Origin of the sequence: Leifsonia sp. ZF2019, from assembly GCF_019924635.1 — a bacterium.
Taxonomy (GTDB): Bacteria; Actinomycetota; Actinomycetes; order Actinomycetales; family Microbacteriaceae; genus Leifsonia.
This window is the reverse complement of record NZ_CP065037.1, coordinates 2,469,044-2,482,718: the sequence shown is the minus strand read 5'-3', so window position 1 is coordinate 2,482,718 and position 13,675 is coordinate 2,469,044. Positions and strand designations below refer to the sequence as shown.

Below are 13,675 nucleotides of genomic sequence, written 5' to 3'. Positions count from 1 at the left end.
GGTCTTAGTAATGTCCGCACGCAACCCTGAGCCACGACGGAGCCGCGAGGAGTCCGGTCCCGCTTGGTATTGAAAGGTGTTCACATGGCAACCCGTGCAGCAACGAAGGCCCCGGAGGCCGACACGGTCGAGGAGACGGTGGCGGGCGCCGAGGGCGCGACGGCGGTCAAGGCCGCCACGAAGAAGACGACGAAGACCGCTGCTGCGAAGCCGGCGGCCAAGAAGGGTGCGAGCAAGCCCAAGGGGCGTGCGGCCGGCGAGGACGACGACGAGGAGGTCGACGACGACGCCGAGGTCGAGATCGACGCCGAGGACTCGGACGACGACACGGATGCCGCGACCGGCGATTCGGACGACGCGGATGACTCCGACGACGCCGACGCACCGCAGAAGGCGGCCGACGTCGCCGCGGCGGCCGTCGCGGCCGCCCCGCTGCCGACCGATGCGCTGGTGCTGCGCGCGGTCGACGAGGACGACGACATCCCGGTCTACTCGACGACCATCACCGGCGCGACGGCCGACCCGGTCAAGGACTACCTCAAGCAGATCGGCAAGGTCCCACTGCTGAACGCGGCGGAGGAGGTCGAGCTCGCGATGCGTATCGAGGCCGGCCTGTTCGCCGAGGACAAGCTCGCCAACACGCAGGGCATGACCAAGGAGCTGGAGCGCGAGCTCAAGTGGGTCGCGCGGGACGGACAGCGCGCCAAGAGCCACCTGCTCGGCGCCAACCTGCGCCTCGTGGTCAGCCTCGCCAAGCGCTACACCGGCCGCGGCATGCAGTTCCTGGACCTGATCCAGGAGGGCAACCTCGGTCTCATCCGCGCCGTCGAGAAGTTCGACTACACCAAGGGCTTCAAGTTCTCCACGTACGCGACCTGGTGGATCCGCCAGGCGATCACGCGCGCGATGGCGGACCAGGCCCGCACCATCCGCATCCCGGTGCACATGGTCGAGGTCATCAACAAGCTCGCCCGCGTGCAGCGCCAGATGCTGCAGGACCTGGGCCGCGAGCCCACCCCCGAGGAGCTGTCGAAGGAACTCGACATGACCCCCGAGAAGGTCATCGAGGTGCAGAAGTACGGTCGCGAGCCGATCTCGCTGCACACCCCGCTCGGCGAGGACGGCGACAGTGAGTTCGGCGACCTGATCGAGGACACCGAGGCGGTCGTCCCGGCGGACGCGGTGGGCTTCACCATGCTGCAGAAGCAGCTGGAGAGCCTGCTCGACTCGCTCTCGGAGCGTGAAGCGGGCGTGATCCGCATGCGCTTCGGCCTGGGCGACGGCATGCCGAAGACGCTCGACCAGATCGGCGACACCTTCGGCGTGACGCGCGAGCGCATCCGCCAGATCGAGTCGAAGACGATGGCGAAGCTGCGCCACCCGTCACGCTCGCAGTCGCTGCGCGACTACCTCGAGTAAACCGGTGCGCTATCGTTTGGCGGTCGTCGCCGGCCGCCTCGCCCGCTGGCTCCTGCGCCTGCGCGGCGGGGGGTCGGCGGTGCCCGGCCGGGTCGCGCTCGCGATCGCACCGACGTTCCTGGAGCGCGCTGTCAGCCGGCTGCCGCTCGGCGTGGTCTTCGTCTCCGGCTCCAACGGCAAGTCGACGACCACCAACATGCTCACGGCCATCCTGCGTGAGCACGGTCTCGAGGTGTTCACGAATCCGTCCGGCGGCAACCTCCCGCAGGGCATCGCCTCGGCGTTGCTCGCGGACGTTCCGCTCGACGGCTATGTGCGCGGAGACGTCGGTGTGATCGAGGTCGACGAGGCCTACGGCGTCGATCTCGCCACACTGCTGAAGCCACGGGGTTCGCTGCTGCTCAACGTGCAGATCGACCAGCTCAACCGCTTCTTCGAGCCCACGCGCGTCGTGGGGATGCTGCGGTCCATCGCCGAGACCTCGTCCGAGTTCGTGGTGGTGAACGCCGACGACGACAGCCTGTCGCGCATCGGGGCCGACCTCGCCGCCGGCGGCCGCGATGTCTCGACATTCGCCGTCGCGCCCTCGATCATCGAGGCGGCGCCCAACGGCCTCGCGAACGTGAAAGACCTCAGCGGGGTCGCCGCCGGCGCCCTGCCAGTGCCCGCGGTGTTCGTCTCGGCCCTCGAGACGCAGAGCGCCCAGCTCACGATCGGCGGGGAGAACGTCCGCATCGGGCTTCCGGCGCGCGGGCTGCACTACGCTGTCGACGCCGCCGGCGCCACGGCGCTGGCGCGACGGCTGCTCGGCGACCGGTTCCGGTCGACGGCGGTCGTCGCGGCGATGGCCTCGCTCCGCACCGTCTATGGGCGCGGGGAGACCTTACGGGTCGGTGACGAGGACATCGAGATCATCATGATGAAGAACCCGCCGAGCCTGCAGCTCAACCTCGACTACCTCGCGGCGTCCCCGGAGCAGGTGTTCGTCGCGGTCGACGAGGGCACACCGGACCCGTCGTGGGTGTACGACATCGACCTCTCGAAGCTGGAGCAGGTCGACGTCGTCTCGGGGACCAAGGCGTGGCAGTTCGCCACCCGGTTCGCGTACGCGGGCATTCCGGTGCACCAGGTGGTGCCCGAGCTGAAGCCGGCTCTCGCGGCCTTCCTCGCCCTCCCGAAGCCCGCGCACGGCACCAAGACCATGATCGTCAACTACGAGCAGATGATGCTGATCCGCAAGCAGCTCGGATTCCTCGACCTGGAAGGCGGCGAGCGGTGAGCGTGCTGCGCATCCTGCACCTGTACCCGCGCGAGCTGGGGATCAACGGCGACGCCGGCAATGTGCTCGCCCTCGCCGAACGCGCCCACTGGCGCGGCGTCGAGACCGAGGTCGTCACCCACACGCCCGGAGCCGATCTGCCCGCGAGCGTGGACATCGTGCACATCGGCTCCGGACCGCTCTCCGCACAGCGCGCGGTCCACGCGGACGTGGTGAACATCGCGGGCCGCCTGCGCGACTGGCGCGATGCCGGCGTGCCGATCCTCGCCGTGTCCGGCGGCTGGCAGCTGCTCGGCCGCGAGCTGGTCACTCCGGACGGCGAGACGCTCGCCGGCGCCGGAGTGTTCCCGAGCCGCGCCGTGCTCGGCAGTGCCCGCCACGTCGGCGAGATCGTCGTGCGCACGGCGGAGACCGGGACGCTGGCCGGATTCGAGAACCACTCGGCGCGGACCGAGCTCGAGGGCGGCGAACCGCTGGGCCGCGTGCTCAGCGGGACGGGGAACGACGGTTCCGTCGAAGGCGTGACCGTCGGCGCGGCGATCGGCACGCACCTGCACGGTCCGGTCCTCCCGATGAACCCCGCGCTGGCGGATCTCCTGCTCGCGACGGCACTGCGGGGCGAGCTGCCACCGGTCCCACAGACGGAGCGGGTGGACCGCTACGCGACGAACGCGCGGCGCGCCATCGCCGAGCGGCTGGGCGTCTCGCTCTAGCCGACGTACACCCGGGGGACGCGCGCGGCGACTCCCGTGATCATCTCGTCGGCGATCGTCTCGGCCCAGTCGGCCCAGGTCTCCGCGGTGGCCTCGCCGTGGTCGCCGGGCCCGAACAGGACGGCGGTGTCGCCGACGCGCACGCGCGCGTCGCCCGCGTCGACCAGCATCGAGTCCGCGGCGACCTCGATCACCGGGCATCGGTGGCCGGCCAGCTGCACGGACGACTTTGCGATCCCCAGCGTCGGGACACCGTCGCCGAAGCCGATGCCGATGCGTACCCGTGTGGTGCCGCCGACGTGGATGTCGGTGACGGGGGCCTCGAGGCGCATCACGGGGACGAGCCCGAGCTCGGCGCCGGTGGCGTCATCGAAGGGGGAGAATCCGTAGGCGGCGATACCGAACCGCACGAGGTCGAAGCGTGCTTCCGGCATCCGGATTCCCGCGGAGCTCGCAGCCAGGTGGAGGATCTCGAACACGGCACCGCGCGCCTCCGCCTCGGCGACGGCCTCGTGGAACTCTCCGAGCGCCCGCCTGTCCTCTTCGAGGGAGGCGTCCGCCAGGTGCGACCACGCGGCGCGGACGCGCAGGAGGCCGCGCTCCTGCAGCGCGAGCGCGGTGTCGACGAGCGCCGGCCAGTCCTCGCGCGTCGCGCCGTTGCGGCTCAGGCCGGTGTCGACCTTGAGATGGACGACGGCCGGCCGGTCGGCGGCCGCGGCGGCGATCCCTTCGAGCTGCCAGACCGCGGAGACCCCCAGCTCGATGTCGTTCTCGATCGCCGCGCGCCAGTCCGTGTCCTGGCCGTGCAGCCAGGCGAGCAGGGGAGCGGTGACTCCCGCCCGCCGGAGGACCAGCCCGGCGGGGACCTCGAGAACGGCGAGTGAGGTGGCCCCGGCCTCGAGTCCCGCCTCCGCGATCGGCAGCAAGCCGTGGCCGTACGCGTCGGCCTTGACGGCGAGCATGACCTCCGCCGGAGCGGCGATGGATGCCAGGTGGGAGACGTTGCGCCGGAGGGCCGCGAGATCGATGACCGCGCGTGGCAACGGCTCGGCGATGGCGTCGACGATCGTCATGCGCGGTAGAGCCTCTCGATACGCCGGCCCAGCCGGCTTGTGATCACGGCGGCGGACACGCCGATCGCGTCGGACCAGTCGAGCACGCCCGGTTCGCCTGCCGCCGGATCGCCGAAGAGCACGACAGGGTCACCGGGGGAAGCGGCGCCATCGCCGATGTCGACGACGAACTGGTCCATCGCGATCCGGCCGGTCACCCGGCCGCGTGTGGCACCGACCTGGACCGGCGCCTTGTTCGAGGCGAGGCGGAGGACGCCGTCCGCGTAGCCGAGGGCCACCAGCACGAGCGTCGAGGGGCGGGAGGTCCGGTAGGTGTAGCCGTAGGAGACGCCCCGGTCGGCCGCGACGCGCTTCACGGCGATGATCTCTCCCTCGAGACGCATGGCCGGCGGCGCAGGGACGCGGGGCTCGAGGCCGAAGAGCTCGGGACCGAGCAGCGACGGCGCGTCCGGTGGCGGTCCGCCGACGGTGACGCGAGCCGCGACGCCATCGTCGGCCAGAGCCGCCGCATCCTCGACGCGGGAGACGACGAAACCGCCGACCCCCGCCTCCGACAGCGCACGGGCGACGGGGATGAGCCCGTGTCCGTACGCGTCGGCGCGGAGATCGGCGGTGGAGTCGTGGAGCGATGCGGTGAGGGCCGCTGCGGTCGAGCGGACGACGGACAGGTCGATGGTGGCGCGCCTGTGCACGCCGTGCCCTGCGGTCATCGTCCGGTCAGCCTCGCGGGTCGCGACGCGATCGCGTTACGCGCGCTGCTCTTCGAACAGGCGGGCGCTCTCGTCGTGCCAGCTGTGCGCGATCTCGGACAGCTTCTCCTGGTGCTTCTTGCCGTGGTGGGCGCAGAAGAGGAGCTCCCCGTTGTTCACGACGACGCGGATGTAGGCCTGTGCTCCGCAGCTGTCGCAACGGTCCGCAGCAGTCAGTTGCGGACCCGAAGCGAGCTCGTCAACCGCATCATTCTCCGAAGTGATCGTCGACATGTGATGCTCCTTTCAGTCGCAACCGGTGAACTCGGTACCTCTATAGAACCACGCCCGGGCGCCAATCCGTCGCGCATTGGCTGCTATTTCGCTCAACGCGAAGCATCCGCGGCGTCGGGTGTCGGTGGCGGAGGGTGTCCGCGGCGTTGTCTACGCTGGAGGATGCAGCACGCCCGCATCCTCCGGGCGGACCCGGAACGCAAGGAGCACTCGTGGCGAGCTCAGACTATTCGGCCAGGCATCTCTCGGTGCTGGAGGGGCTGGAGGCCGTCCGGAAGCGTCCCGGCATGTACATCGGCTCGACCGATTCGCGCGGGCTCATGCACTGCCTCTGGGAGATCATCGACAACTCCGTCGACGAGGCGCTGGCGGGGCACGGCAGCGCCATCGACGTCGTGCTGCACCCGGACGGCAGCGTGGAGGTGCGCGACACGGCGCGCGGCATCCCTGTCGACGTCGAACCCAAGACGGGCCTGACCGGCGTGGAGGTCGTCTTCACCAAGCTGCACGCCGGCGGCAAGTTCGGCACCGGATCGTACGCCGCGTCGGGCGGGCTGCACGGCGTCGGCGCGTCGGTCGTCAACGCGCTGTCCGAGCGGCTCGATGTGGAGGTCGACCGCGACGGCAAGACCTGGGCCATGTCGTTCCACCGCGGCGAGCCGGGTGTGTTCGCCGACGGGAAGGACGGCGCCAGTCCGGATGCGGCGTTCTCGCCGTTCGTCAGCGGCAGCGAACTGCGCGTCGTCGGCAAGGTCGCCAAGGCGAAGACCGGCACCCGCATCCGCTACTGGGCCGATCGGCAGATCTTCACGAAGGGCGCGACGTTCTCGGTGGAGGATCTGGTCGGGCGCGCACGCCAGACCGCGTTCCTCGTTCCGGGACTCGCGATCACCATCGACGACAAGCGCAGCCCCGAGGGCGAGCGCACCACCTTCCAGTACGAGGGCGGCATCTCGGAGTTCGTGGACTTCCTCTCCCCGGACTCACCGATCACCGACACCTGGCGGCTCACCGGCGAGGGCAGCTTCACCGAGACGGTCCCCGTGCTCTCGGAGAGCGGGGCGATGGTCCCCACCGAGCTGACCCGCAGCTGCGAGGTCGACATCGCGCTCCGCTGGGGCACCGGCTACGAGACCGTCATGCGCAGCTTCGTCAACATCATCGCGACGCCCAAGGGCGGCAGCCACCAGACCGGCTTCGACCAGGGGCTCCTCAAGTTCCTCCGCGCGCAGGTCGAGCAGAACGCCCGCCGACTCAAGGTCGGCACCGACAAGCTCGACAAGGACGACGTGCTCGCCGGTCTGACCGCCGTGCTCACCGTCCGGCTGCCCGAACCGCAGTTCGAGGGGCAGACCAAAGAGGTGCTCGGCACGCCGGCTGTGCGCAACATCGTGGCCCAGGTGGTGCAGAAGACCCTGACCGAGCGGTTCACGTCCACCAAGCGGGACGACAAGGCGCAGGCGGCCCTCGTGCTCGACAAGGTCGTCGCCGAGATGAAGTCGCGGATCTCGGCACGCGCCCACAAGGAGACGCAGCGCCGCAAGAACGCGCTGGAGACCTCGTCGCTGCCGGCCAAGCTGGTCGACTGCCGATCGAGCGATGTCGCCAACAGCGAGCTCTTCATCGTGGAGGGCGACTCGGCCCTCGGCACGGCGCGGCGCGCGCGCGACAGCGAGTACCAGGCGCTGCTGCCGATCCGCGGCAAGATCCTGAACGTGCAGAAGGCCTCCGTGTCCGACATGCTCTCGAACGCCGAGTGCGCCGCGATCATCCAGGTCATCGGCGCGGGCTCCGGTCGCAGCTTCGACCTGCCGTCCGCCCGCTACGGCAAGGTCATCATCATGAGCGACGCGGATGTCGACGGTGCGCACATCCGCACCCTGCTGCTGACGCTGTTCTTCCGGTACATGCGGCCGATGATCGAGGAGGGGCGCGTGTTCGCCGCCGTGCCTCCCCTGCATCGGGTGATCGTGCAGAACCCCGGGTCCAAGCCGAACGAGACGATCTACACCTACTCGGAGGCGGAGCTGAACGCGGTCCTCGCCGACCTGGCGAAGCGCGGCAAGAAGCACCAGGAGCCCATCCAGCGCTACAAGGGTCTGGGCGAGATGGATGCCGACCAGCTGGCGACGACGACGATGGACCGGACCCATCGCACCCTGCGCCGCGTGCGCGTCCCCGATGCGGAGGCCGCGTCGCGCGTCTTCGAGCTGCTCATGGGCAACGAGGTGGCTCCGCGCAAGGAGTTCATCATCGCAGGGGCCGACGACCTCAGCCGCGCGCGCATCGACGCCTAGCCGATCCGTCGGCCGCGCGCACGACAGCGGGGTCGCAGTCCGCCGTTCCGGGAGGCCGGAAGCGGCAGGATGCGACCCCGCTGCGGTGCCTGTGCGGCCCGCTCAGCCGATCTGGCGGCCGATCGAGCCGACGACCATGTCGAGGGGCGTACCCGATGCGTCGCGGCGCGAGCCGCCCTCCGGCAGTGCGCGTGCGACGCCGTCCGGGGCGACCGCGAGGGCGGGCCCTCGGCCGACCCAGGCCACCGCGAGCTCGCTCTCGCCCTTGAGGAAGCGCTGGGCGCGCACGCCGCCGGTGGCCCGGCCTTTCGCCGGGAACTCGGCCAGATCGCTCACCTTGCCGCTGCCCGGGTCCGTGCCGGGGAGCGTCTGCGCCCCGGTCGCGATCGTGACGACCACGGCGGCCTCCTTCTCGTCCGCCGGGACGGCGCCGAAGGAGAGGACGCGGGCGTCGTCCCCGAGGTTGATGCCGGCCATGCCGCCTGCTGCGCGGCCCTGGGGGCGCACCGAGGAGGCCGGGAAGCGCAGGAGCTGTGCGTCGCTCGTCACGAAGACGAGCTCGTCCGAGTCGTCGACCTGCAGGGCGCCGACGACTTCGTCACCGGGTTTGAGCGCGATGATCTCGAACTCCTGCTTGTTGGCCCAGTCGCCCGCGACGACACGCTTCACGACGCCCTGGCGGGTCCCGAGCGCGATGGTGCGCGGCGCATCCAGCGAGACGACCGCGAGGATGCGCTCCTTCTTGTCGGCAAGGGCGAGGTAGTCGCCGACCTTGACGCCGGCGCCGAGCTGGATCGAGTTGAGCGGCGCCGCGGGCAGGTCGACGGGGGAGAAGCGGATGAGCCGGCCGGTGTTCGTGACGGCCCCGATCTCGGAGCGGCTCGTGGTGTCCAGCTGCGAGAGGATCGCGTCGTGCTTGCTGCGTCGCGCGGGCGCCTGGATGCGGCCCAGCGCCCCGGGCTCGACGCCGTCGGTCGCGGGCGGTTCGTCCACCCGCAGGATGCGTCCGGTCGTCGACAGGAACACGCGGCACGGCACGTCGGCGACCTCGAGCTGCACCTGGCCGGCCTTGCCGCGCCCGGAGACGCCGGCGATGGACGGCTTGGCCTCGGTGAGGAGGGTGCGGCGCGGCGTTCCGAACTTCGCCGCGACCTGCTCCAGCTCGTCGGAGACCAGGGCGTTGATGCGCGCTCGGCTGGCGAGGATCTCCTCCAGCTCGGCGATCTCGGCGCGCAGCTGGTCGCGCTCGGTTTCGAGCTCGATGCGCGAGAAGCGGGTGAGGCGTCGCAGCCGCAGCTCGAGGATGTAGTCGGCCTGGAGCGTGCTGAGGTCGAACACCTGCATGAGGCGCGTGCGGGCCTGTTCGGTGTCGTCCGACGTGCGGATGACCTGGATGACCTCGTCGATGTCGAGGATCGCGATCAGGAGGCCCTCGACGAGGTGCAGGCGCTCCTTGCGGCGCGCGAGCCGGAACTCGGAGCGGCGTGTGACGACACGCACACGGTGGTCCAGATAGACGGAGAGCAGGTCCCGGAGGCCGAGCGTCTGCGGGCCGCCTTCGACGAGCGCGACGTTGTTGATCGAGAAGCCCTCTTCGAGCGGAGTGTGCCGGTAGAGCTGCTCGAGCACGGCGTCCGGGCTGAACCCGGTCTTGATGCCGATGACCAGGCGGAGGCCGTTCTGGCGGTCGCTGAGGTCGGTGACGTCGGAGATGCCGTTCAGCTTCTTCGCGTTGACGCCGTCCTTGATCTTCTCGATCACCTTCTCCGGCCCCACCATGTAGGGGAGCTCGGTGACGACGAGGCCGCTCTTGCGCGCGGTGATCGCTTCGACGGCCACCTTGGCGCGCATCCGGAAGCTGCCGCGCCCGGTCGCGTAGGCGTCGCGCACACCGGCGAGCCCGGCGATGGTGCCGCCGCACGGGAGGTCGGGGCCGGGCACGTAGGCCATCAGGTCGTCGAGGGTGGCCTCGGGGTTGTCGAGCAGGTGACGGGCGGCGCCGACGACCTCGATGAGGTTGTGCGGGGCCATGTTGGTCGCCATGCCGACCGCGATGCCGCTGGCGCCGTTCACGAGGAGGTTCGGGAACGCTGCGGGCAGCACGTCCGGCTGCATGAGCTGCGCGTCGTAGTTGGGCACGAAGTCGACGACGTCCTCGTCGAGGTCCTCCGCGAGTGCGAGGGCGGCGGCCGCGAGGCGCGCCTCGGTGTACCGGGCGGCCGCGGGGCCGTCGTCGAGGGAGCCGAAGTTGCCGTGCCCGTCGACGAGGGGCACCCGCAGCGTGAAGTCCTGCGCCATGCGGACGAGGGCGTCGTAGATGGCGCTGTCGCCGTGCGGGTGCAGCTTCCCCATCACCTCGCCCGTCACGCGCGCCGACTTGACGTGACCGCGGTCGGGCCGCAGACCCATCTCGGTCATCATGTAGAGGATGCGGCGCTGCACCGGCTTGAGGCCGTCGCGCGCGTCAGGGAGGGCGCGGGAGTAGATCACCGAATAGGCGTACTCGAGGAAGGAGCCCTGCATCTCGGTCGTGACGTCGACGTCTTCGATGCGTTCGGTGATGCCGGCCGGAGCCTGGTCGTCTGCTGGTGTCATTCGTGCAATCTCGGGAAGGGCGGAGGGGTCCTGCCCGCGTGTGCCAGACTGGGCCGGATGTCGTCCCCCATGCTACCGGCCGCGTTCACCACCAGGACGAGCCTGGCCGCGGTTCTCCCGAGTTCGCTCGCCGCCGTGCGGGGGGAGGAGAACGAGCTGGGACTCCCCGCCGTGGACCACGTCGTGGTGATCGTCGTCGACGGCCTCGGCGCCTCCTCGCTGCGTGCGCGCGCCGGGCACGCCCGTACCGTCGCCCCGCTGCTCGGCAGGACGACCACGATCGACGCCGGCTTCCCGACCACGACCGCGGCCGCGCTCACCACGCTCACGACCGGAACGCTGCCGGGGGAGCACGGCATGGTCGGCTACCGGGTGCGCGATGATGCCGGTCGGCTCACCAACCAGCTGAGCGGCTGGGACGACCGGATGGACCCCGCGACCTGGCAGCGCTCACGCACCGTCTTCGAGCGGGCGGCGGAGGAGGGCGTCGCCGCCCGTGCCATCGGCCTGCCCAAGTACGCCGACTCGGGCTTCACCGCCGCCGTGCTGCGCGGAGCCGAGTTCGTCGGCGGCCGCACCATGGCCGACCGGTTCGAGATCGCCGAGTCGGTGGTCGCGGGCGCCGGTCCGGGCATCACCTATCTGTACGTGGCCGAGCTCGACCAGCTCGCGCACGCGAAGGGATGGGAGTCGCCGGATTGGACGGCGGCGCTGGAGACGCTGGACGCGCTGGTGGCCGCATTCGCCCGCCGCCTCGGCCCGCGGAGCGCGGCCCTGCTGACGGCCGACCACGGGGTGCTCGACGTGCCCGAGAGCGGTCACGTGCTGTTCGACACCGCTCCCGAACTGCTGGAGGGAGTGGCGGCCGTCGCCGGCGAGCCGCGGTTCCTCCACCTTTACGCGGAATCAGGCGAGGACGCTGCGGCCGTCGCCGGGCGATGGCGCGCCGTCGAGGGGGAGCGGTCGTGGGTGGCGACACGCGCGGAAGCCGTCGCAGCGGGCTGGTTCGGCCCGCACGTCGACGACGCGGTGGCCCCGCGCATCGGGGACGTCCTGGTGGGCGCCCGCAAGCGCATCGCCTACTACGACTCGCGCGACACGGCACGCACCGGCCGTGGGATGGTCGGCCAGCACGGCTCGCTCACCGCGGACGAGACCCGCGTGCCGCTGCTGCGGTTCGGAGCGGCCGGGTAGCGCTGCCGTCGGGGTGGTCGGCCGGTCAGGCCAGGTCGTCGTCCGTGCGCGCGCCGAAGACGATCTCGTCCCAGCTCGGCATCGAGGCGCGACCCTTGCGCCGTCCGCCCCCGGCGGGGGTCTGCTCCGTGGAGGTCACCACCGGAGCGGATTCCTCGATCGGGGAGGCGGGGTCGACCGCGCCGATCGCCTCGTCCACGATGCGGAACGGCGTGGGCGCCGATACCAGGGCGGCGTCCTCCGGTCGCGGGGCGGCGGGGGAGGCGGGAGTCTCCGGCTTCTCGTCGTAGGTCGCGGCCTCGCGCTCGCCGCGGCGGCGGCGCAGCGCCTCCAGCAGGTCGGCGGTCTGGTGCAGGTCGCGTGGGGTCTCGTCGTCGGCCCGGTTGATGGCGGAGACGGAGATGGAGTTGCTGGCGCCGGCACGTGCCGTGGTCAACGGCTCGATCGGCGTGGTGATCTCGGGCCCGAGGAGGTCGGCGACGGGCTCCGGGAAAGTGAAGGCGCCGCTGTCGAAGCGCGAGGTGTCCGGCTCCCCCTCGTCGGGCAGTACCGCCCGCAGCCGCGGGATCAGCGCGCCGCCGCGCAGCTCGCCGGCCTGGGAGAGCGTCGTCGCCTCCGAGTTGAGGGGGGAGAGGCCGTGCTTGCGCGCGTCGTACGACCAGCGCGCGTCGTGGTCGATCTCGTCGGCGGTGAACTCGAGCTTGACGATCCAGCCGGTCTCCGAGTCCTTCCAGCTCGCCCAGCGCTCACCCGTGACGCCCAGCGAGGCGAGACGATCGCGGATGACGGAGCCGAATGTGTCGGGGTCGCCCAGAGGATCGACCTCGACGGCGGTCCGCACGGGCACGCTGAGAGCGCTCGCCACGATGTGCTCCCGTTCCGCGACGATCGGGCCCTCGAAACGCTGCACGTACTCCAGCGGGGCGCCCGTCACGGCGGAGACGTCCTCCGCGGACATGCCGGAGCGGATGTGGGCCTGGACCTCGCGCGGCGACAGCTTGACGTTCTCTGCGGACGCCTGCTGCCGCACCTGGCGGATCTTCGACTGCAGGGCGTCGTCGACGGCGATGCGGAATCGCTCACCGTCGTCGCCGACGGCGACGATCGCACCGTTCTCGACCCCGATGACCTTCAAATCCTGCATGTGGATGCCTTCCGAACTCGCGTGCGTACCGGGCCAGGATGGCACGGGAACGGGGGCGATCCGGGGAATACGCCGGGCGTGCCGGAAGTTGACTCCTGCGCAATCGCTGAGAGGCTTCCGAGTGGTTTTGCTATTCCCTGGCGATTGATGCAAACTATGGCCGCCGATTGCGAGAATCGGCCGTTACGTACGAGAAGTGGATGGGCATGGCAACGGATTACGACGCACCGCGGAAGACCGAGGACGACTCCGAGTCGATCGAGGCCCTCAAGGAGCGAGTTCCGGACAAGATGTCCGGCGTTGTCGACGTCGAGGACGCCGACAACCCCGGCGGCTACGAGCTCCCCGGTGCCGACCTGTCGGACCTCGACCTCGATGTCGTGGTGCTCCCTCCGCAGGCCGACGAGTTCACCTGCGTGAACTGCTTCCTGGTGAAGCATCGCTCGCAGATCGACCACGAGAGCAAGCTCGGGCCGATCTGTGTGGAGTGCGCCGCCTGAGCGACGCGCCCCGCGACTCACGACGTGAGTCGAGCCTCCTCGAGAACCCGGACCAGCTGGTCCGGGTTTCTTGTTGAGAGGAGCCAGTACGGCGTCGGGTCGTCGAGGTCGGCGACCGGGACCTTGACGACCGGCTTGATCCAGCCGCGGATGAGCAGCCAGGCGCGCGCGTCGAGCCGCTGGCCGCGCTCGAGCGTGGCGGCGTCGCCGGTGAAGGCGACCGGATCGCCCGTGAGCGACAGTGGGATGCGCGCGTGTCCGGCGATCAGCTCCTCCTTCGTCACGCGCAGCGTCGGTGCGGAGACGAGCAGAGCCACGACGATCGCGACATAGAACACGATCGCCAGCACGACCCCGACCGTGAAGTTGATCGGGGCGAACACGAGCATCACCGCGGGGATGATCAGCAGGGTGGAGACGAAGAGCCAGGGGGTCGCCCAGAGCCGCTCACGGTAGAGGTCCATGGTCTCTATTCGAT

The 13,675-nt window shown here is 70.6% G+C and carries 12 protein-coding genes; 6 read left to right on the top strand and 6 right to left on the bottom strand.

Translation table 11 applies throughout. The features are described 5' to 3' along the window. Positions 1–84 precede the first annotated feature (84 nt). Genes IT072_RS12140 through IT072_RS12130 form a run of 3 tightly spaced genes read left to right on the top strand, consistent with a single transcriptional unit; the run spans position 85 to position 3,411 of the window. Positions 85–1,419, top strand: a complete 1,335-nt coding sequence (locus tag IT072_RS12140) for an RNA polymerase sigma factor (protein ID WP_223356942.1) — start codon at positions 85–87, stop codon at positions 1,417–1,419. A 4-nt stretch (positions 1,420–1,423) separates the two neighbouring features. Continuing rightward, complete coding sequence (locus tag IT072_RS12135; RefSeq protein ID WP_223356940.1) at positions 1,424–2,698, top strand: MurT ligase domain-containing protein; 1,275 nt, start codon at positions 1,424–1,426, stop codon at positions 2,696–2,698. Continuing rightward, positions 2,695–3,411: a type 1 glutamine amidotransferase gene (locus IT072_RS12130; protein WP_223356938.1), complete on the top strand. Its 717-nt coding sequence runs from the start codon at positions 2,695–2,697 to the stop codon at positions 3,409–3,411. The genes IT072_RS12135 and IT072_RS12130 overlap by 4 nt, the downstream gene beginning before the upstream one ends. On the opposite strand, the gene alr is transcribed toward IT072_RS12130, so the two are convergent. The 3 genes from alr to IT072_RS12115 are packed head-to-tail and all read right to left on the bottom strand — an operon-like array spanning position 3,408 to position 5,467. Next, positions 3,408–4,484, bottom strand: a complete 1,077-nt coding sequence (gene alr / locus IT072_RS12125) for an alanine racemase (protein ID WP_223356936.1) — start codon at positions 4,482–4,484, stop codon at positions 3,408–3,410. The genes IT072_RS12130 and alr overlap by 4 nt on opposite strands. Continuing rightward, the gene (locus IT072_RS12120) at positions 4,481–5,194 is read right to left on the bottom strand and encodes an alanine racemase (RefSeq protein ID WP_223356927.1); all 714 of its coding nucleotides are present in this window, start codon (positions 5,192–5,194) and stop codon (positions 4,481–4,483) included. The genes alr and IT072_RS12120 overlap by 4 nt, the downstream gene beginning before the upstream one ends. Before the next feature lie 36 nt (positions 5,195–5,230). Continuing rightward, complete coding sequence (locus IT072_RS12115) at positions 5,231–5,467, bottom strand: DUF7455 domain-containing protein (RefSeq protein WP_025155638.1); 237 nt, start codon at positions 5,465–5,467, stop codon at positions 5,231–5,233. Positions 5,468–5,679: 212 nt separating this feature from the next. On the opposite strand from IT072_RS12115, the gene IT072_RS12110 reads away from it, so the two are divergent. After that, positions 5,680–7,764 (top strand): DNA gyrase/topoisomerase IV subunit B, encoded by a 2,085-nt coding sequence (locus tag IT072_RS12110; protein ID WP_223356925.1) that lies wholly within the window; start codon positions 5,680–5,682, stop codon positions 7,762–7,764. Positions 7,765–7,866: 102 nt separating this feature from the next. On the opposite strand, the gene IT072_RS12105 is transcribed toward IT072_RS12110, so the two are convergent. Continuing rightward, on the bottom strand, positions 7,867–10,359 hold the full coding sequence (locus IT072_RS12105; RefSeq protein ID WP_223356924.1) for a DNA gyrase/topoisomerase IV subunit A: 2,493 nt from the start codon (positions 10,357–10,359) through the stop codon (positions 7,867–7,869). A gap of 69 nt (positions 10,360–10,428) precedes the next feature. Between IT072_RS12105 and IT072_RS12100 the strand changes: the two genes are divergently transcribed. Then, positions 10,429–11,553: an alkaline phosphatase family protein gene (locus tag IT072_RS12100; RefSeq protein WP_223360965.1), complete on the top strand. Its 1,125-nt coding sequence runs from the start codon at positions 10,429–10,431 to the stop codon at positions 11,551–11,553. Positions 11,554–11,578: 25 nt separating this feature from the next. On the opposite strand, the gene sepH is transcribed toward IT072_RS12100, so the two are convergent. Beyond that, complete coding sequence (gene sepH / locus IT072_RS12095) at positions 11,579–12,697, bottom strand: septation protein SepH (protein WP_223356922.1); 1,119 nt, start codon at positions 12,695–12,697, stop codon at positions 11,579–11,581. A gap of 206 nt (positions 12,698–12,903) precedes the next feature. Between sepH and IT072_RS12090 the strand changes: the two genes are divergently transcribed. Beyond that, positions 12,904–13,197 carry a DUF4193 domain-containing protein gene (locus tag IT072_RS12090; protein WP_039920738.1) on the top strand — a complete coding sequence of 98 codons (294 nt, stop codon included), beginning with the start codon at positions 12,904–12,906 and terminating at the stop codon, positions 13,195–13,197. A gap of 17 nt (positions 13,198–13,214) precedes the next feature. On the opposite strand, the gene IT072_RS12085 is transcribed toward IT072_RS12090, so the two are convergent. Then, positions 13,215–13,661: a DUF3093 domain-containing protein gene (locus IT072_RS12085; RefSeq protein ID WP_223356919.1), complete on the bottom strand. Its 447-nt coding sequence runs from the start codon at positions 13,659–13,661 to the stop codon at positions 13,215–13,217. Positions 13,662–13,675: the final 14 nt, after the last annotated feature.